Raw genomic sequence first — 19,749 nt, forward strand, 5'->3', positions numbered from 1 at the left:
ATTACTCCTCGCGAGTCACACGTAGCACTTCTTCGAGAGTGGTGATGCCCGCAAGCACTTTGCTCATGCCATCGTGACGAATGCTCGGCACAAACTGACGGATATACTTTTCGATAGCTAACTCACCGCGGCCGCCATGGATCAATTCGCGGACATTGTCGTCAACCAGCAATAACTCATGAATACCCGTTCGACCACGGTAGCCATTGTTACCACAGGATTTACAGCCATTGGCACGGAAAATATGTCTGTCGTCATCGGCTGCTATGCCCAGTAACTCACGCTCACGTGCATCGGGCACGTGCTCGATTTTACATTTCGGACAAAGGGTACGGATCAAACGTTGCGCCAACACACCGAGCAAACTCGATGATACGAGGAATGGCTCAACGCCCATATCTTGCAGACGCGTTATCGCGCCAGAGGCTGTGTTGGTATGTAGGGTTGAAATTACCATGTGACCAGTGAGTGATGCTTGCACCGCAATTTGCGCGGTTTCGAGGTCACGGATCTCACCTATCATCACCACATCGGGATCTTGACGCAAAATCGCGCGCAGACCTCGGGCGAAGGTCATGTCAGCCTTAGTGTTAACTTGAGTTTGACCGATACCGTCTAGCTCGTATTCGATTGGGTCTTCCACGGTAAGAATGTTGGTGTCTTTTGAGTTGATCTCAGTCAGACCCGCATACAAGGTGGTACTTTTACCCGAACCCGTTGGGCCAGTGACCAGAATGATGCCGTGGGGGCGACGAATAAGATCTTCAAACTTAACCCGAATTCCGTCGGTCATCCCTAATTGTTCTAAATCGAGGTTACCAGTATTTTTATCCAGCAGACGCAGCACGACGCGCTCGCCATGGCTAGATGGCATGGTCGATACCCGCACATCCACCGCACGACCTGCGATACGCAGTGAAATACGACCATCCTGTGGCACACGTTTTTCAGCGATATCGAGGCGCGCCATCACCTTAATCCGCGACACTAACAGCGACGACAGCTTACGGTTTGGCTTGAGGACTTCCTTGAGCACACCATCGATGCGGAAACGCACCACGAGCTGTTTCTCGTAGGTTTCGATGTGGATATCCGACGCTTCTTCTTTAATCGCTTCAGATAACAAGGCATTAATCAGTTTGATGATAGGCGCATCATCATCACCTTCGAGCAAGTCTTCGGTCTGCGGCAGCTCTTCAGCAAGGGTGAATAAATCCATCTCGTTGCCGATATCTTCCATCAACTGCTGCGCTTCAGACGAGTTCGCCTGATAGGCTTGAGTAAGTTTAGCCTCAAATTTCGCGACTTCGAGCTTAACCAAAGGCAAATCGACACCCGAATAACGCCGTGCTTCGAGCATGGCCGTTAACGGTGTTTTACTGGTATAAAACAAGCTCAACTCGCCCGTTTCACCCGGCGCAAGCACCACATCGTGGCGATGGGCAAAGGCAAAGGGTAAACGCTCTTTACTGCTCGAACGAAACACCTCATCACCTTCAGCTTCCAGACCTAGCTCATTGGAGACTTGGCTGAGGTCATCGACTTGGGATAATTGTATTTCACTCATTGGTTTTATCTTTATTCTTGTTTTCTTCCAGTGACTTTAAGGTCGGATCCGTTTTGCGCATCTGGGTATCTAAACCTTTACCTTCTTTATAACGCTCTAAAATCGCGTTAACTTCTGGCGGTAAATACTCTGATTGATTCCATTCCTCCAACACAGGCACTTTAGTATTTGGCATTAAGTTCACGCCACGCTCTTGTTGCTCAAGTTGTAATGCTCTGAAATAGTTATATTTGCGCCCAGCAATCCCTTCCATTGTGATGCCATCACGGATAATGGTTGGTTTGATGAAGATCATCAGGTTTTTCTTGGTTTTTTTGCTCGAAGAAGATTTAAATAAGTGGCCAATGATGGGGATATCACCCAAGAAAGGTACTTTTTGTATGCTTTCTTGCACTTCTTCGTTGATCAAGCCACCCAGAACCACGATTTGACCTGAGTCAGCCATAACTGTGGTCGTTAAACGGCGAGTAGCAAAGGAAATATCCACACCTGTGTTACCGTTAACCCCTGACACTTCCTGTTCAATCGTCAGCTTAACCGCATTACCTTCGTTGATCTGCGGCACCACTTTCAGCTTAACCCCAACCTCTTTACGTTCAACGGTTTGGAATGGGTTACTGTTGCTCGAACTGGCGGTAGAGCCCGTCAGAATAGGCACTTCATCACCGACGATGAAAGACGCTTCTTGGTTATCTAAAGTGGTAATTGACGGAGTCGCCAGTACATTTGAGTTTGTGTCACTCGACACGGCTTGAATTAAGGCACCAAAGTCGCCCATGGCCACGCCCCAAGCCATACCGTTCACTTTGCCTAAAGCTTGGGCAAGTAGTGTCACATCACCCCGCTTATCTGGGTTATCTGTACAGGTCTTATTATCACCTGAACCTGTACAGGTTTGAGAAGCTTTCTCAGTCTGAGCCGCCCAAACACCCGCACCAACTTCACCAATGGTTGGGCCTAAGTTATTAAACTGAGTCCCACCACCCGCTTTAGACGCCCATTGCACGCCGAAGCCAACGTTATCGCCTTCAGCAACTTCGACAATGATCGCTTCGACTAACACTTGAGCACGGCGAATATCGAGCTGATTAATCACGCTCTCGATAGTCCGCATTTGATCGGGCTCGGCACTGATCACTAAAGCGTTAGTCTCAGCATGGGCCATAATATTGATTTCATTACGGCGTTTACCACCTGCAGCTTGAGCGCTTGGATCTTTTTCGCCCTCTAATTTCTGGGCAAAACCTGTCAGCACTTCAACTAAATCTTCTGCTTTGGCATAACGTAAGTAACGCACCTTAGTGTTGCCTGTACTGGCTTGCTCGGCATCGAGACGATGAATAAGCTCGACCACACGTTGGCGGCTCTTTTCGTCGCCGCTAACAACCACAGCGTTGATACGTTCGTCAGCAACCACTTTCGGCGCTTGGCCTGGCATTTGAGATTGGTTAGCCGTGGCGCGATAAAGGGTATCGATAATTCGTACCATTTCACCGGCGGAAGCGAACTCTAACGGCACCACTTGTACTGAGGTGTCGCCCTGTTTATCTACGCGGCGGACAATTTCCACTAACTTGTTCACCACAGCAGCACGACCAGACAACATCAAGACGTTGGAGGGATCGTAGTTCACTACGTTACCGCCACCCGCGTTATCATTTAATTGGCGTAACAGCGGAGCTAATTGCTTGGCCTCAGTGTTATACAGCGCCACGATACGCGTGACCATCTCATCGCCTATCCCAGGTTCTGCATCGTTAGCCACTCGGATTGCTGCAGTTTTGGCGTCTTTGTCTTTGATGACTTTGATGACGTTATTTTCCATCTCGACGATGGCATAACCGTAGACTTGTAAGACGTTGAGGAAAAACTGGTAATACTGTTCATCGTTCAGCAGATCATAACTGCGAACGTTGATTTTGCCGCGGATCGTCGGGTCGACTATGATGGTCTTGTTCAAGTTTTTACCAACTATGTTGATAAACTCTTGAATATCCGTGCCCTTAAAGTTGGCCGCATACTGTTCAGACCAAGCGAATTGGGAGGAGAACATAGCTGCACCCGCAACAATCCCTGCAATCAGCTTGCGTCGAATCCTTTTGTTATTCATTCTTTTTCTTTCCTCTAACGCGTGTTATTGCGGCAAACTAAACATGATTTCAACCAATTGTCCTTCCCGTTCAACCATAATTGATACTTCGGTCAACTCGGATAATTGGCTCATCATTTCTAACGCCTGACTCATTACGGTCAAGTCGTATCCATTAATCGATTTAGCTAAATCATTGGCTTTAAAACCCGCCTGCTTGAACAAATTGGCGTCTTTACCCGGATTCAGACGATAACCCGCCACAGAATCACCCTGTCTCACGGGTGAAATGGCAATGTAATCGGTGATCTTACTGGGGTCGGCTAACAATTCGGTGCGGGATTCGGCGAGCTCTTGGGAAATATCGGCATTGTTACGTTGATCAACACGGCTCACTGCCGAGCCGGCCTTATTACTCTTAGCTTGTTGTAACTGCTGATTGGCTGGGCTTTGGCTGGTGTACACTAAGCCATCGAGCATTAAGGTCTCGTAACGGCCAGCGTTAGTGATGATGATACGGTCGGCATAGACTTCTTTGAGTGATGCAGATGTGCCCTTAATTTTATCGCCGAGGCTGTAAGTATCTTGGCTGCCGTTTGACTCAATAATTGCGAGGCCTTTTTGGTCCGCTGTCGATGCGACAACCCCAGTCAGCTGAATAGAGAGTGTGGTCTTAGGTGCGTCAGTCACAGTCTCGACTGCTTCGACTTTAGGTTTATCAGATGTAGCATCCGCCTTACCAAAGAGTCCAAGCTGCTGCAGACCTGCGAGATCAACCTGACCGGCACCTTTGCCATTCACGCTTACGGGCGTTGGTGACCAAGCACTGGCTGATGAGCTAGTAGGCACTAATTTCCATGTAATTTGCGCAGCTAACAACATGATCACAATAAAGCCCAACCAGAAGACGATCCGGCTTAGGGGTTTATGGGGCATGCCAATGGCTTTTGCGATAACTTTATCTAATAAATCCATATTTTATGTGGACCCTCGATACAGGTCTCTGTTCTGATTATAATAATTAGGCAATAACCGCCTCATGCTAACCTAGGCTGCATTTGGCAACAAGCCCTTAACAGCATTCAAATTGGCGAAAATAGGCCAATTATGCTAACTTTGCCCGCCACAAAAGGGTGTGAAGCACGCCACCCTTTAACATAATAGAAATGCACTTCACGCATTTTCTTGCTCGGCATGTGAACTCATCGATCTTTTAGCTGGAGACACTATGACTCAAGGTCAAAGCGACAAAACAGACATTCGACTCGATAAGTGGCTTTGGGCTGCACGTTTCTATAAAACCCGTGCCATCGCCAAAGAAATGATTAACGGCGGCAAAGTACATTACAACGGCCAGCGCGCCAAATCTAGTAGGAATGCCGAGATAGGCGCCGTCCTTAAGATACGCCAAGGATATGACGATAAAGAGATCGTCATAAAAAAATTATCGCAATTACGCCAAAGTGGTGCGATTGCACAAGAATTGTACGAAGAAACCGCTACTAGTCTGGCTAAACGTGCCATTAATGCTGAGCAACGACGTCTCAACATGCTCAATAACCCGATACCCGATCAGAAACCAGATAAAAAGCAACGACGCCAGCTCATGCGCTTTAAAGACCTTTAACAGTGAGATACACGATGAACCAAGATACTTTACACCGCTACTTGTTCGACAATGCCGATGTGCGTGGTGAACTGGTGCAGTTACAAGACAGCTATCAACAAGTGATCAGCGCCCAAGAATATCCAGCCGTACTGCAAGTATTACTGGGTGAATTAATGGCGGCCACTTCACTATTAACGGCGACATTGAAATTTAGCGGCGATATCAGCGTGCAGTTACAGGGCAATGGTCCTGTTTCTTTAGCGGTGATCAACGGTAACAATCTACAAGAGCTACGCGGCGTGGCTCGCTGGAATGCAGAACTCGCCGATGATGCCAGCCTTACCGATCTTTTCGGTCAGGGCTATATGGTCATCACCTTAACACCCGACGAAGGTGAACGCTACCAAGGTGTGGTCGCACTCGACAAGCCAACGCTAGCGGCCTGTGTTGAAGAATACTTCAATCAATCTGAACAGTTACCAACAGGCATTTGGTTATTTGCCGACGGCAAACAAGCGGCGGGCATGTTCCTACAAATTCTGCCAAGCAAAGAAGATCACAACCCAGACTTCGAGCACTTGAGCCAACTGACGTCGACTATCAAGGCCGAAGAGCTGTTCACACTCGACGCTGAAAGCGTGTTACATCGCCTATATCATCAGGAAGAAGTGCGCCTATTCGATCCTATCGATGTGAGCTTTAAGTGTACTTGCTCCCATGAACGCAGTGCCGGCGCGATCAAGACCTTAGATCAAGCGGAAATCGAAGCCATTCTCGCCGAAGACGGTAAGATCGAAATGGGCTGTGAGTATTGCCACGCAAAATACATTTTTGATGCCATAGACGTAGCCGCATTATTTGCGAACGGTCAGACGTCAACGACACAGCAATAATCGGTTAACCGGATCATCAAAGCTAAACAATATGGGCGCCCGATTCGGCGCCCATTTTTTATTCATCCCCACAATCCCCTCACACATTGCACTCGGCTTAGGCTACAATCGCCTCACTTTGTTACCTAGCAAAGCTTAGGTGATAAATAAAATAAAATCGGCAGACGATCGATAACAAAATAACCTTACAAATCAAATGGAGACCTCACTATGGCGGATGGATTAAACCGCGTTCACTTTAACCCCTCAACAGCACAACTTGTCGAATTTGCCCTGCTACGCGGCGAAGGTGAATTGACAGCCAATGGCGCATTAGTCGCTAAAACAGGCGCTCGCAGTGGTCGCTCACCCGGCGATCGTTTTATCGTAAGAGAACCCAGTTCAGAAGCAGAGATTGAATGGGGCCCTGTCAATCAAGCTTTCGACCCAGGTGCTTTTGAAGGTTTATGGGCACGGGTTGAAGCTTACCTAGCCGATAAAGAACTGTTTGTCTCGGATCTCGAAGTCGGTGCCGATACCGAACATTACCAACCAGTGCGTGTGACCACGCAATACGCTTGGCACCAACTGTTCGCCCGTAATCTATTTATCATTCCTGAAGAATTTAATCGTAAAGACAAACCTGTGTGGCAGATCATCAATGCCCCTGACTTTGTTTGCGATCCAGCGCGTGATGGCACTAACTCAGATGCGACCGTGATTTTAAACTTCGCCGAACGCAAAGTGCTGCTCGCGGGCCTGAAATACGCCGGCGAAATGAAAAAGTCTATGTTCTCAGTGCAGAACTTCCTACTGCCAGCCCAAGGCGTGCTACCTATGCACTGCTCGGCCAACGTAGGTAAAGATGGCGACACTACGCTATTTTTCGGTTTATCTGGCACAGGTAAAACCACACTCTCTGCCGATCCAAAACGCTTCCTGATCGGTGACGATGAACACGGCTGGGCACCTGGCGGCGTATTCAATATTGAAGGCGGTTGCTACGCCAAATGTATTGACTTAAGCCAAAAGAATGAACCAGTTATTTGGGATGCGATTCGTTTTGGTACTGTGCTTGAAAACGTCGTAATGGACGAACACCGCGTACCTAACTACAAAGACAGCAGCCTGACGGAAAACACCCGCGCGGCGTATCCGCTGGAGCACATCGCCCAACGTAAAGAAGACAACTGCGGCGCCGAGCCACATGCCGTTGTGTTCTTAACCTGCGACGTATCTGGCGTATTACCACCTGTGTCTATCCTGACCAAAGAACAAGCGGCATACCACTTCTTGTCTGGCTACACAGCTAAAGTGGGTTCGACTGAAATCGGCTCAACCTCAGCGATCCAATCGACCTTCTCAACCTGCTTCGGTGCACCTTTCTTCCCACGCCCTGCTGGCGTGTACGCAGAACTGTTAATGAAGCGCATTGAGTCCTTCGGTAGCCAAGTGTACTTAGTCAACACCGGCTGGACTGGCGGCCCACACGGTGTGGGTAAACGTTTTGACATCCCAACCACCCGCGCCATCGTCGATGCGATTGTCAGCGGTGAATTGAAAGATGTTGAAACCGTCCACTTAGACACATTGAACCTCGCTGTTCCTGTGGCAGTCACAGGCGTAGACAGCAATTTACTCAACCCAATCAACACTTGGGGCGATAAAGCGCTATACACCGAGTATGCCCAGAAGCTGGCCGAAGCTTTCACTAAAAACTTCGCTAAGTATCAAGTGTCAGACACTATCCGCAACGCTGGTCCAAAGGCATAAGCGCTTAAGCATTAAGCCATAGCCTTACTTGTAAAAAAGCGCCGACCCAGCAATGAGTCGGCGCTTTTTATTGTCGTGCCAAAGGCAAATACTTAGTCTTGATGCTATTAAGATCCCACAGAGTCAATGCTGCACGACCATTTAAAGCTCAGCGACTCCCTCATTAAAGATGGATGGACGCTTAATATCTCCCAACGGCATCATTGCGACGGCAACTATATTGGTGGGCATCCGAATTAAATTTATATAGCAGATGTTGCAACAGCCCCAAAAATCACAATTCATCAATCCGGCAGCTAAAATCGCACCATTAAATACACTTTATTCATTTTTAAACCAATAAATTTAAACATTCTTCATTTAACATTAACGTGATTTAGACTTTGGTTATTTTGAAACCAAGGTTGGTAATGTTTCACAATCCCCAGCTATGCAATTGTGGTACTTTAGCCGGACAAAAAAAGTGTTGGGCATTGGCTTTTAGCCTAGAGTAGGCCTTAATCACTAAGGTTTACGGCGTCTAGATTCAAATCGCCTACATCACACAAAATGCTGCGGCTACTGGGGAGTTTCGCAAGAATGAAGAGCAAGAGTTTATTAGGCAACATTGGTGTACAAGTGGTTATTGCCATGATTATCGGCGCACTAGTCGGTTTTATCATGGGCGAGAGTGCAAGCGTGTTTGCACCACTCGGAACCATTTTTATCCATTTAATCAAAATGCTAGTGATCCCACTAGTGTTAGTTTCTATCATCAGCGGTGCCGCGAGTTTAGGCGATAGCCCATCGGCGGGTAAGATTGGCATCGGCACTTTCGGCTTCTTTATCGTGACATCTGGGATCGCCGTGATGCTGGCGTTGGTGATGGGCAATCTGTTTCAACCGGGCGCGGGTGTGGATTTCACAGCCCACAGCAGCTCAGACTTGATGGAAGTAACCAAGGAACACGGCGCATTGCCTGGGGTGATGGATACCTTTATCGGTATGATCCCAACCAATGTGTTCGAATCGCTGAACGGCGGTAACATCTTACAAATCTTAGTCTTTAGTATCTTTTTCGGTATCGCGCTGACTAAGGTTAAAGGCGATGGCGCTAAGCCTATTTTGGCTGCACTCAACACTGTTGTTGATGCCTTTGTGTGGATGATCAACTGCGTGATGATCATTGCGCCTATCGGTGTATTTGGTTTGATGGCCGATTCCGTGGGCACCTTCGGTTTCGATGCGTTAGAAGTGGTATTTAAGTTATTCGCCGTGTTTGTGGCCGCGATTCTGATCTACGGTTTTATCTTCTTCCCATTGGTGGTGCAGCTCTTCTCAAGAGTGTCGGCGCGCCAGTTTATTTCGGCAATGAAGAAACCACAGGTGATGGCATTATCGACCGCCTCGTCAATGGCGACGCTGCCGGTGAATATGGAAACCTGCGAGGAAGATCTTAAAGTCTCTAAGGCAACCACAGCCTTCGTGCTGCCGTTAGGCGCCACGATCAATATGAGCGGCAACGCGATTTATTATGGTTTAGTGGCCATGTTCTTCGCTCAAATGTATAACGTCGACCTGTCGATGACGGCCTATGCAGCCATTATCTTCACTTCGACCTTAGGCGCAATTGGTCAAGCGGGTGTGCCCGGTCCGTCTTTCTTAGTGGTGGCAGTGCTGTTAGCGGCTGGCATCCCTATCGATGGTTTACCTTTACTGTTTGCCTTAGACCGAGTGTTTGACATGATCCGCACCGCACTTAATATCACTGGCGATGCGGCTTGTGCCTTGATCATGGATAAGTACACAGAAGTTGAAGTTAAAGCGGATAGCGAGCACAGCTTAAGCTAGCAAATACAGTACTCAACGCTTCAAATACCGGCTTGAATAGGCAAGGCTTATTCAAGCCTTTTTTATGCCTACTGCACGGCATAACACCCCGCTTCTGCACACGACTGTTCAGCCAATCCAATTCAAATATCTGAATTTAAATGTGATCTCTCCCGCGCTATCCACTAAGCTCAATTTGCTAGATTTCGCAATTTGCATTTCTTTCTGGCGCAATAGCCGCAAGTGACACGGTTTTTCTGCGATACTGGCTCTACGTAATGTCGCTTGGCTAACGCCCAAAGGAATTCTGCCCTATGTCTGTATTTGCCCCAGCCACACCCTTTGCCGACTTTATCTATCGTCATTTCCGTTCAGTCCACGCCTTAAAACTCGGTTTAGCCCTGCTCGTTGCTGTCACTATTAATGCTATTTGGGCGCCGCCGCATTTTATTTGGAGCATGGTGACGATTGTTGTCATCATGATGAGTCTGCCGCAGGTCGGCGGCGCGATTGAAAAGTCACTTCAAAGAGCGATAGGTACCTGTTTGGGCTCAGCTTATGGGGTGATGCTGGTTGCCACAGTTGACAGTTATTGGCTGATCATGAGCCTGCTGATCTTGGCCGTCAGTTTGATTTGTTTTATCTCGGCCGGACGCTACAGCTACGCCTATTTAGTGTCAGGATTTACCATCATCATAGTGGTCGGCGATGCAAATCACGACACCTCCGAGGCACTGTGGCGCACGGCCAATATACTTTCTGGCTGCGTGATCGCTATTTTGGTCTCGCTGTTTATTTTTCCCATCAAAGCCAAACAAGATTGGCGCTCTCAACTCACTCATGCCATAGACAATATGGCCGAAGTACTAGCCCAGCATCTTAAGGCGCCCGCTAATCACGACCTCGATTTTCGCGCCAAACTCGAAGCCGCGATGAAAGCCGTACTCACCCAGAAGAAGCTGTTTTTCTCCTTAGAATGGGAAAGTAAAACCCTCAAAAAACACAAAGTACTGTTGTCGCAACTTGCCAATAAACAAGTGCGGCTAATCACCTTGCTCGAACTCTTGCCCTTAACCCGCTGGCAGGAAGAAGACAAAGACGCCTATCTGCAGATTAATGCGGTTGCCTCTGAGCTCGCCTTTTATTTACAACAGCTTGCAGAGTTTGTGGCGGGTAAAGCTCAACAATTACCGACCTTGCCGGAATGCTTAGAACAAGAGTTACAACACAGACTCCAGCTTTCGCTAGCCTCAGCCCCTATAACATCGACAATCGAGACATCAACAACCACGGCATCAACAACCGATTTAGATGCCGCGGCAACCGACGGCGAAGTCCCGCAGGGATTTGCGCTCACAGGATATAGCTGGCTTATTTATCAGCTCGCCATTGCCGTCGAAGCACTTTACGAAGACATCGCCGTTATCGAGATTGCCTATAACAAGCAGCCCGCATCGCAGATAACGTCCGGCAAAGCGGATTAGACTATTCGGACTTCTCATTCAGGGCTTTATACCAATCGTATCCACCGCCTGAATGCCAGATAAACCCTTGACCGCCCTTGCGTTAACGGGGCGTTTAATGAAAAGATACCGTCCTAATAAAAATTCGATATATGGACTCTTTTCATGCGCTTATTTTCCCTCTCCGTTATCGCCATTGTCTGCCTTTCTGCGGGTAGTCTCTACACTGTCGATACTGTTGCCAACGAGGCAAAAACCTTAGCTCAAGCATCTACAGATTTGCCAACCTCAACGCCAGTCGCTGCGGCGCAAACCGTCACCGACAAAACGCCAGTTGAAACCCCAGTAGCAACAGCGCCACAGGATGTGAATCCGGCTGCGAATACCCAAGCAACCGAACCCGCTGCGACTGTCGCAACCGATGCCACTGCTGTAGCGCCAGAGGCTCAGCCCGCGCCGATTCCTGAGCGAGCCAACACCTTTGTCAACGATGCCATTTTACCGCCAAGTATCACTTGGCATGGCGCCAGCGAATCGCTCATGTTGAGTGTCGACAACGAGTGGGCGACGCCGTTTGAACAAAGTAGTGGTATTGAAAGCCCAAGCTACGAGGCCACTATCGCTTGGCTCGACACGCTTGCGGGCGAGACCGATAAATTACAAAAGGTGAGCCTAGGCAAGAGCCCACAGGGGCGCGATATTTGGATGTACATCGCCAGCAGTGAAGGCATTAATGAGTCGGCACGCCTCAAGCAAAACACTAAACCAACAGTTTTAGTGCAAGCGGGGATTCATGCCGGAGAAATTGACGGTAAAGATGCCGGTATGATGCTGCTACGCGACATCATCAAGGGCGATAAAAGCGCCCTGCTGGATAAAGCCAACCTCTTGTTTGTACCTATGTTTAGTGTCGATGCCCATGAGCGCAGCGGCGAATTTAATCGTGTGAACCAGCGTGGCCCTGTGAATATGGGCTGGCGCACTACCGCAAATAATCTCAACCTTAACCGCGATTATGCCAAGGCCGATACCTTAGAAATGCAGCACATGCTGCGCGCAATCAACGTGTGGCAGCCAGACTTGTATATCGACGTGCATGTCACCGACGGCATCGATTACCAATACGATGTCACCTTTGGCTATAACCTCGCCCAAGGATTAAGCCCAGCCAGTTACCGCTGGCTCGAAAACAGCTACAGACCCGCGGTTGAAGTAGCATTAACCGAGCAAGGCCACATTCCCGGCCCGCTGATTTTTGCCGTGGATAATGCCGATATTACCAAAGGCATGTCGCTGTGGAATCCAAGTCCGCGCTTCTCTAACGGTTATGGTGATGCGCGCCATTTACCCACTATTTTGATTGAAAACCACAGCTTAAAACCCTTTAAACAAAGAGTGCTCGGCACCTATGTGATGCTAGAGCAAACCCTCAAAACCGTGGGCGAACAGGCGACTAAACTGAAGAGTGCGATTCAGGAAGATAAATACCGCGCTTCGCCGTTGATCACCCTAACGTGGAAATCGGCACCGCTGGCAAAAGGTTGGGACTTTAAGGGCATCGACTATCAACTCGAAAAGAGCCCCATCAGTGGCACTGAGGTGGTGCGCTGGAACGGTCAACCTAAGCTGTACCCCAACTTGCCTGTGATCGCCGAGACTGTACCCGATATTAAAGTCACTCGTCCGAGCGCTTACTATATTCCGGCGCAATGGACGCAGGTGATTGATCGCCTGAACATACACGGCATTCGCATGACGCGCCTGACCAAACCGACAGAGCTTAAATTACAGCAATACAAACTCAGTAATCCCGTGTTTAACACTAAGGATTTTGAGGGCCATCAAACGGTTAAAGCCGAGTCAGAGTTGACGAAAGTCAGCACCACTCTGCCCGCTGGCACCATTAAAATCAGCACAGATCAACCGCTGGGCGATCTGGCGGTTTTACTGCTAGAGCCGCAATCACCAGATTCTTTGCTGCAATGGGGTTTCTTTAATCCTATCTTCACCCGCACTGAATACATTGAAGATTATGCGGTTGAGCCGCTGGCGGCCAAGATGCTAAAAGATGATCCTAAGCTGCAAGCTGAGTTCGACAAAGCACTGACCAATGCCGAATTTGCCGCCGATCCCGAGGCACGCCTGCACTGGTTCTATGAACGCAGCCCTTACTACGATAACCGTTACCTTAAGTATCCGGTTTACCGTAGTCGTTAATCCTCGCCATCACAAACAGCAAGCATTACGCAGGCTTACGAGCACTTATGCTATACACCAAGGGCACATTCTGCCCTTGGTGTGTTAACACATAACGACCATCGGCTTGCGCTTCGAGCCCTTCGAAACAGTTGTACGGGCTTAAATCGAATTCGTGGAAGAACTCCAACACTAAGCCCGCCTGCAATAACGCATTGATCACTTCGGATAGACTGTGTGACCAACACATTAAGGTTTGCTGATCATCACCGGCATTTTCGGTATAAGTGCCTTCCTGCTCTATGTCTGGCTCACCCCGATTAAAATAGCTATAACCATCGAACAGCTGTTGCGCCGGATGAAACTCAGCCATGTAAAACTGTCCGCCTGGCTTTAAACAAGCAGCAACCGTCTGCGCCCACAGGGTTAAATCCGGCAGCCACACAATGGCACCATAGGACGTAAACACAATATCTTGCGGCTCAACCTTGCTCGCCACACTGTAAACATCGCTACAGATAAACTCGGCGGACAATTGTGTCTGCTGCGCCAACTTTTGTGCTTCATCAATCGCCACCTCAGACAAATCGACACCCAGTACTTTAGCGCCCATGCGCGCCCACGACAGGGTATCTAAGCCAAAATGGCATTGCAGATGCAGCAAGCTTTTCCCTGCCACATCCAGCTCGCTAAGCTCGATTTCCCGTAATGAAGTATTCCCACGCAGGAAGCCCGCCACATCGTAAAAATCCGAGGTTAAATGTACCCGAGTGCGCGCATCCCAAGCCGTCTTGTTCGTCGTTAAATAATCCATCTGCATCCCTTCTTATGTTTTTTGTATTTTTTGTATTGTCTGTATGTTTGCCCGGCCAGACCTATGAGGCTCAAGCTAACTCAATAAATGAGCAATTTCACTAATCTGTGAGTAAATCCCTCATTAGGCGGACATGTCCACACAGCCAAGCGCGGACACCTTTATCTTAAATCATTGATTATAAATGAAACTTAAAATTGGCATGGGCTGTGCAATGTCTTATCCATCGCAAGACGACTCAGCACTCACACGAATAACGAGTGCCAGATAAACAAGGAAGCTAACATGTCACTACGCCCATTTATATTCACCCTCGCTTTTATATTGGTGTTTACCGCAGGGGTATCGCTCACTGGCTGCATTATTAATGTCAACGCCGCTGGCATGCCGGATTTAGACCACCAGCAACGCGAACTCACCCTCGATAGCCAAGACTTGCAAGGCCTGATTGCCGAGACTGGCGCAGGCAGCCTCGAAATTATCGGTGTCGAAGGCCTAACCCAAATTAAACTCGTCGCCGACATCTATAGTAATAAGGACGGTAACGACGACAGTAAAGTCATTCTCACCCTAGAGAAAAAGGCCAACAAGGCCAAGCTCAAAGCCGATTTTGAACAAAGCGGTTTTAATAATTACTCGCCCTACATCGATCTAAAACTGCAAGTGCCTGCGAATTTAGCACTGGATATAGATGACGGCTCAGGTGCCATTTTGATCAGCAAGATGACAGCAGATATCAATGTCAAAGACGGTTCAGGTGAACTCATTATCAACGGCGGTAACAATGTCAGCATTGATGATGGCTCTGGTGATATTGAAGTCAGCAAAATCAGCGGCAACCTCACGATTGACGATGGCTCTGGCGCAATCAAGGTAACTGATATTCGCGGCAATATCGCCATCGATGATGGTTCAGGCAACATCGAAGTCGCCAATGTGCAGAGTCCTGTGACCATCACAGACGGATCAGGCGACATTAATGTCTTTAACACTAAGGGATTAACGATTCTTGCGGCAGGTTCTGGTGATGTGAAATTTAACAAAATCGACGGCCCAGTAAGCATGGAATAACGCGCCGTTTTACCACCCTACACCCAAAGGTTTTACCTACTTCCCGGCGTAGAGACTGATGTTGCAACGGTTCCCAGCCAAGATGTCAGTCTTCTACCCACCCTTTTAAGCTTGTGCCCGACTTATGCATTTATGCCACTAACCCCTTGTAGTGGCATTTTTTTTCATCGTCTGAGACTTTCTCAGTCTCAATTCAGGCCAGTCGTTGGTAAAGTTTTACACATTTGTCTTTTCGGAGCAAAATTTGACTATGGATGTCTCGATATACTCGTATTTATTATTCAAGCCAAAGCTAAATTATCTACCACTCATTTCTACTAGCATTTGACGTCATGATTTTTTTGACTTTCTTGAAGAAAACTGTTTGAACCTCAGATGGTTGGCCGCCTACATTTATTATTTCTGAAATTAACTCTATTGAGGATGTTCTTTGTGCCTCAGAAAAGCGCTCTAGTGAAAGTTTTAATACTTTCTCAGGTGCTTGAAAAACATCTTCTCCTGATCCTAAAAGATAAACACTTGCACCAATCAGTTGTACAGCATCTTTTTCAGACTGATTGAACGTCTTTTGAAATATAACTTTTAGTTTTTCTTTTTCTTCAATTGAAAGATCACCGTCAATTTTCGCTGCTGCAGTTGCTATCAAAGCAATTGCATCAATTGGCTTATTAAGACCATAGGCGGGATGTCCAGTTGATTGCTTTAACCATGCGCGGCGACGCTGCCAAGCCCACGGGTTAAACCAGCCTATGTCAATCCCCAATCTATCCAATGCAAAAAGCACTGTTGCTAATGCCGTTAAAAATCCAATAATAATATGCACAATAATTCCTTTATTATTCGAATGCAGAACTAAAAGACATTACTTAAGTTCGAAATATACTTCGTTTGTAATTATCCAGTAACAAGAAAAGTGGTCATAAACAGGATCATTGCAGACATCCAATCTTGAAGTTCCATTTTCCACTTTTTAGCTAAGTTTATCGAGACACCTCTTGTGAAATTTTTGATGTTGCGATAACTATTTGTGTCAATCCGGACTTTTGTAGTAAAACTATCACTTAACATCGAGATCAAATACCACACTGATAGATGCTGAAAAAACCATATTCTCCTGCAGATATTGCCCTGTCACTTGAGGTTTCCCCATACGTGAACCAGTTACCTCTATTCGCTCGATTCCATTGTTGGCACCATAACGGCCAATGCTGTCATCTGTTGAAGAACCAATGCTGTAAATTTTGCCAATAGTAGCCCCAAAAGCGTTCGCCAATAGACTTCCTCTTTCTTTAGCATCAGCAACAGCCAAGGCTCTAGCCTCATTTTTAAGCTCAGCCTCTTTCGAGGATTTCAGCTCAACGCGTGTGATTTCATCAAGTTGTACACTTAGGGCAAAATCCATAAAAGCATTTAGCTGTTCTAAGTTATTGAGGGTCACTTTTAAATTGCGACTAGCTCGGTAACCATCAAGCACACGTTTTTCATTATCACCGAAGGAATACTCGGGCGCTGTCGAGATTGAGGACGCAGAAACATTCTTCTCATCGACATTAAATTTGCCAAGGCCTAACAAAAGCTTGTTAACCCTATCATCTACATCATTTTTAGCTTCGGCACTACTCGCTTTAAGCTTTCCACCTCAAGATAGACCACTGTATATACTGAGACACCCATTGTTAAATTTTGCAACGTAACGACAGAATGCAGGCTAACAGAATACTCAGTGGTTAACGGGATTAAGCACTGACATGGAAGTGACCGTTGACGGCATGGATGCCGTCGTCGAGCCTATAGGGATATATTCACGGCGTGTCACTGGAATGACAGTGCTTAATCATTTTAAGGTGTTAACTTTTTTATTGAGCACTATGCTCAAAAGCTGATTCAATCAACGTCAACTTCTGAGCGCGGCTTAACTTTTTAACCGCGATTTCACGCTTTAGGGCATCACTGCGGGTGCCGACTTGTTCTTGATACATCAGGGTTAATGGCCCTTTGCCGCGCAGATACTTTGCCGCCTTGGGGCTGCTTGATTGATGTTCATTAAATCGGCGGGCGACATCTGTGGTGATGCCAGTGTATAGGTGGCCATTGGCGCAGCGGATAAGGTACAGATACCACGTCGAGACTTGTTCTATCTCTGATGTTGCGCCTTGCTCCGAAGTCACAGCTTGCTCAGTTACTTGCGCTTCAGGCTTGCTCGAAAGCTGAGTTTGGTTAACAGCTGGCGCTTGGCTAGCCCCTTTTTGAGGGCTAGCCGAGGGAGTTGAATTAGCGGCTTCAATCACTAAATCGGTCACCCGTTGGCGCCTACTTAGTCATGCCTAACAGACTCAAGAAGAACGCATATTCTTGGGCTGTGTCTTGGTACTGGCGATAACGACCACTCTTACCACCGTGGCCGGCTTCCATATCCACGTTAAGTAACAAGACTTTATCGTCACTCTTGTACCATTGATTTTTAACATCGCGCAGTTTAGCGACCCACTTGGCGGGTTCAAAATACTGCACTTGTGAATCATGCAAACCCGTCGTCACTAACATGTGTGGGTATTCTTGCTCAGTGACATTGTCGTAGGGCGAGTAACTCAGCATGTAATCAAAGTAAGTTTTCTCGTTCGGGTTGCCCCACTCGTCGTACTCATTGGTGGTCAACGGAATCGACTCGTCCAGCATAGTGGTAACCACATCAACAAAAGGTACATGGGCTGCGATGGCAAAATACTTGTCCGGCGCTTGGTTAGCAATTGCGCCCATTAGTAAACCACCCGCACTGCCGCCAGAGGCGACAACCTTGTTTTTATCGCCATAACCTTGTGCCGTTAATGCCGTTGTTACATCGATAAAATCATTGAAGGTGTTTTGCTTATTCAACAGTTTACCGTCGTCATACCAAGGGCGGCCGAGCATTTCTGAACCACGCACGTGGGCGATGGCATACACAAAACCGCGATCGAGCAGACTGATAACGGATGAAGAAAAATCGGGTTCCACTGTGTAACCGTAAGATCCATAACCGTATTGATACAGAGGGTTAGTGCCATCTTTCTTGAATTTATCTTTACGATACACCAAAGAAACGGGCACTTTCACACCATCACGGGCGGTAATAAACACACGTTCGGCACGATATTGGCTGGCATCGAAGCCGCCTAAGACTTGATCTTGTTTCAATAAATCCCGTCTATCGGGATTCACCAGCGAATATTCGTATACGGCTTCTGGCGTTGTCAGGCTAGAGTAGAAAATGCGTAACTTATTGCTGTCTTGCTGAGAATTAACATCTAAACCCATCACATAGGCAGGTTCATCAAAGCTCAACTCGAAGGGCTTTTGACCATTGAACGGCATCACTTTAATTCGCGTCAGGCCGTTTTCGCGGGTCTGAATAATCAGATAATCCTTGAGTACTAACTCGTCTTCGATACGGGCATTGGGGTTATGCGCAACCACTTCTTGCCACTTAGATTTGTCCGCCGCATCTTTGATGGCGACTTTCATCAAACGGAAGTTAGTCGCCTGCCAGTTGGTGAGAATGTAATAAGTATCACCCAGCTTAGACACACTGTATTCGTGGCCTTCTTCCCGTGCTAACACTGGCTTGAATAAACCCAAAGGTTCGCTGGCATCGAGCACTGACACTTCGCTCGTCATGGTGCTCTCTTGGAACAACACAATTTGCGACTCATCTAAGGTTTTGCCGAGCGAGATATAAAAAGAATCGTCTTGTTCTTCATACACTAACACGTCGCTCGATTGCTTAGTGCCCAGCTCATGGCGATATACTTGGTAGCCAAGTAAGGTCTGCAAATCTTTGGCGATATAGAACACATGTTTGTTATCGTTCGCCCACACCACTCGACCTTCGGTGTTTTCAAGCACGTCGACGATCATGTCGCCCGAGGCCAAATCTTTAAAATAAATGTGGTACACACGGCGGCTGAGGACGTCTTCACCAAAGGCCAACATGGTTTCATCTGGGCTCACACTGGCGCCGCCTAAGCCATAAAACTCATGGCCCTTAGCTCGCTCGTTAACATCCAGCATCACTTGCTCAACACCATCGGCGCCCTTACGGCTGATTAGCGGATATTCGCCGCCTTCTTTATAACGACTGTAATAGCTGTGCTGGTGCCATTGGTACGGCACGCTCGACTCATCGGCGACTAAGCGCTCAGTTAACTCTTTAAAAAGACCATCTTGCAGCGGCTTTAAGGGTTTGAAATAAGCCGCAGTGTAGCGATTCTCAGCTTCGAGATGGGCCAACACTTTAGGATCTTTGCGTTCATCGTCACGCAGCCAATAGTAATCATCGGTGCGCGTTACGCCATGCAAGGTCATCACATGGGGAATTTTTTCAGCAACTGGGGCGGGTACTTGCCCTTTTGAGGTCGAACAACCGGATAACAACATGGCAATACCTAAAGTTAGCAGCAGAGATCGCATTTATACGTCCTTGTGACGTCCATAACGACCGTCGAAAAAT

Annotated in this window: 15 protein-coding genes; 7 read left to right on the plus strand and 8 right to left on the minus strand. The window is 47.6% G+C overall.

What is annotated here, in order from left to right; genetic code table 11:
* Position 1: 1 nt before the first annotated feature.
* Genes gspE through gspC form a run of 3 tightly spaced genes read right to left on the minus strand, consistent with a single transcriptional unit; the run spans position 2 to position 4,631 of the window.
* Positions 2–1,567, minus strand: coding sequence for a type II secretion system ATPase GspE (gspE, locus tag BM607_RS19205; RefSeq protein WP_071940527.1), 1,566 nt, complete (start codon positions 1,565–1,567; stop codon positions 2–4).
* Entirely contained in the window at positions 1,560–3,677 is a 2,118-nt protein-coding gene (gspD, locus tag BM607_RS19210; RefSeq protein WP_071940528.1) for a type II secretion system secretin GspD, read from the minus strand. Before gspD ends, gspE begins: the two co-directional genes overlap by 8 nt.
* A gap of 24 nt (positions 3,678–3,701) precedes the next feature.
* The gene (gene gspC / locus BM607_RS19215; RefSeq protein WP_006084927.1) at positions 3,702–4,631 is read right to left on the minus strand and encodes a type II secretion system protein GspC; all 930 of its coding nucleotides are present in this window, start codon (positions 4,629–4,631) and stop codon (positions 3,702–3,704) included.
* A gap of 253 nt (positions 4,632–4,884) precedes the next feature.
* On the opposite strand from gspC, the gene hslR reads away from it, so the two are divergent.
* The 6 genes from hslR to BM607_RS19245 all read left to right on the plus strand — a co-directional run bounded on the left by hslR (position 4,885) and on the right by BM607_RS19245 (position 13,399).
* Positions 4,885–5,283 carry a ribosome-associated heat shock protein Hsp15 gene (gene hslR / locus BM607_RS19220; protein ID WP_006083650.1) on the plus strand — a complete coding sequence of 133 codons (399 nt, stop codon included), beginning with the start codon at positions 4,885–4,887 and terminating at the stop codon, positions 5,281–5,283.
* Positions 5,284–5,297: 14 nt separating this feature from the next.
* Entirely contained in the window at positions 5,298–6,158 is an 861-nt protein-coding gene (gene hslO, locus BM607_RS19225) for an Hsp33 family molecular chaperone HslO (RefSeq protein WP_006084926.1), read from the plus strand.
* Between the two features lie 210 nt (positions 6,159–6,368).
* The gene (locus tag BM607_RS19230; protein ID WP_071940529.1) at positions 6,369–7,910 is read left to right on the plus strand and encodes a phosphoenolpyruvate carboxykinase; all 1,542 of its coding nucleotides are present in this window, start codon (positions 6,369–6,371) and stop codon (positions 7,908–7,910) included.
* Positions 7,911–8,489: 579 nt separating this feature from the next.
* Positions 8,490–9,740 (plus strand): dicarboxylate/amino acid:cation symporter, encoded by a 1,251-nt coding sequence (locus BM607_RS19235; RefSeq protein WP_071940530.1) that lies wholly within the window; start codon positions 8,490–8,492, stop codon positions 9,738–9,740.
* A 293-nt stretch (positions 9,741–10,033) separates the two neighbouring features.
* On the plus strand, positions 10,034–11,203 hold the full coding sequence (locus BM607_RS19240; RefSeq protein WP_071940531.1) for an FUSC family protein: 1,170 nt from the start codon (positions 10,034–10,036) through the stop codon (positions 11,201–11,203).
* A gap of 144 nt (positions 11,204–11,347) precedes the next feature.
* The gene (locus BM607_RS19245; RefSeq protein WP_071940532.1) at positions 11,348–13,399 is read left to right on the plus strand and encodes a M14 family metallopeptidase; all 2,052 of its coding nucleotides are present in this window, start codon (positions 11,348–11,350) and stop codon (positions 13,397–13,399) included.
* A gap of 25 nt (positions 13,400–13,424) precedes the next feature.
* On the opposite strand, the gene BM607_RS19250 is transcribed toward BM607_RS19245, so the two are convergent.
* Positions 13,425–14,192: a class I SAM-dependent methyltransferase gene (locus BM607_RS19250; protein WP_071940533.1), complete on the minus strand. Its 768-nt coding sequence runs from the start codon at positions 14,190–14,192 to the stop codon at positions 13,425–13,427.
* 285 nt (positions 14,193–14,477) lie between these two features.
* On the opposite strand from BM607_RS19250, the gene BM607_RS19255 reads away from it, so the two are divergent.
* On the plus strand, positions 14,478–15,263 hold the full coding sequence (locus tag BM607_RS19255) for a hypothetical protein (protein ID WP_071940534.1): 786 nt from the start codon (positions 14,478–14,480) through the stop codon (positions 15,261–15,263).
* 301 nt (positions 15,264–15,564) lie between these two features.
* Here BM607_RS19255 and BM607_RS19260 read toward each other — a convergent pair whose 3' ends face one another.
* From BM607_RS19260 to BM607_RS19275, 4 genes are all read right to left on the minus strand, one after another.
* Positions 15,565–16,086, minus strand: coding sequence for a phenylacetic acid degradation protein (locus BM607_RS19260; protein WP_071940535.1), 522 nt, complete (start codon positions 16,084–16,086; stop codon positions 15,565–15,567).
* 234 nt (positions 16,087–16,320) lie between these two features.
* Positions 16,321–16,836, minus strand: a complete 516-nt coding sequence (locus tag BM607_RS19265) for an SIMPL domain-containing protein (protein ID WP_249269617.1) — start codon at positions 16,834–16,836, stop codon at positions 16,321–16,323.
* Between the two features lie 283 nt (positions 16,837–17,119).
* Complete coding sequence (locus BM607_RS19270) at positions 17,120–17,563, minus strand: GIY-YIG nuclease family protein (protein ID WP_071940536.1); 444 nt, start codon at positions 17,561–17,563, stop codon at positions 17,120–17,122.
* 10 nt (positions 17,564–17,573) lie between these two features.
* Positions 17,574–19,709 carry a S9 family peptidase gene (locus tag BM607_RS19275; RefSeq protein ID WP_071940537.1) on the minus strand — a complete coding sequence of 712 codons (2,136 nt, stop codon included), beginning with the start codon at positions 19,707–19,709 and terminating at the stop codon, positions 17,574–17,576.
* Positions 19,710–19,749: the final 40 nt, after the last annotated feature.

Origin of the sequence: Shewanella sp. SACH (assembly GCF_001887095.2) — a bacterium.
GTDB classification, from domain to species: domain Bacteria; phylum Pseudomonadota; class Gammaproteobacteria; order Enterobacterales; family Shewanellaceae; genus Shewanella; species Shewanella baltica.

Bases quoted from the DNA above. Each gene is read 5' to 3' on its own strand.
- gspE (WP_071940527.1), bottom strand. From the start codon at position 1,567: ATGAGTGAAATACAATTATCCCAAGTCGATGACCTCAGCCAAGTCTCC.
- BM607_RS19255 (WP_071940534.1), top strand. From the start codon at position 14,478: ATGTCACTACGCCCATTTATATTCACCCTCGCTTTTATATTGGTGTTT.
- gspD (WP_071940528.1), bottom strand. From the start codon at position 3,677: ATGAATAACAAAAGGATTCGACGCAAGCTGATTGCAGGGATTGTTGCG.
- BM607_RS19235 (WP_071940530.1), top strand. From the start codon at position 8,490: ATGAAGAGCAAGAGTTTATTAGGCAACATTGGTGTACAAGTGGTTATT.
- hslO (WP_006084926.1), top strand. From the start codon at position 5,298: ATGAACCAAGATACTTTACACCGCTACTTGTTCGACAATGCCGATGTG.
- BM607_RS19275 (WP_071940537.1), bottom strand. From the start codon at position 19,709: ATGCGATCTCTGCTGCTAACTTTAGGTATTGCCATGTTGTTATCCGGT.
- BM607_RS19240 (WP_071940531.1), top strand. From the start codon at position 10,034: ATGTCTGTATTTGCCCCAGCCACACCCTTTGCCGACTTTATCTATCGT.
- BM607_RS19250 (WP_071940533.1), bottom strand. From the start codon at position 14,192: ATGGATTATTTAACGACGAACAAGACGGCTTGGGATGCGCGCACTCGG.
- hslR (WP_006083650.1), top strand. From the start codon at position 4,885: ATGACTCAAGGTCAAAGCGACAAAACAGACATTCGACTCGATAAGTGG.
- BM607_RS19245 (WP_071940532.1), top strand. From the start codon at position 11,348: ATGCGCTTATTTTCCCTCTCCGTTATCGCCATTGTCTGCCTTTCTGCG.
- BM607_RS19230 (WP_071940529.1), top strand. From the start codon at position 6,369: ATGGCGGATGGATTAAACCGCGTTCACTTTAACCCCTCAACAGCACAA.
- gspC (WP_006084927.1), bottom strand. From the start codon at position 4,631: ATGGATTTATTAGATAAAGTTATCGCAAAAGCCATTGGCATGCCCCAT.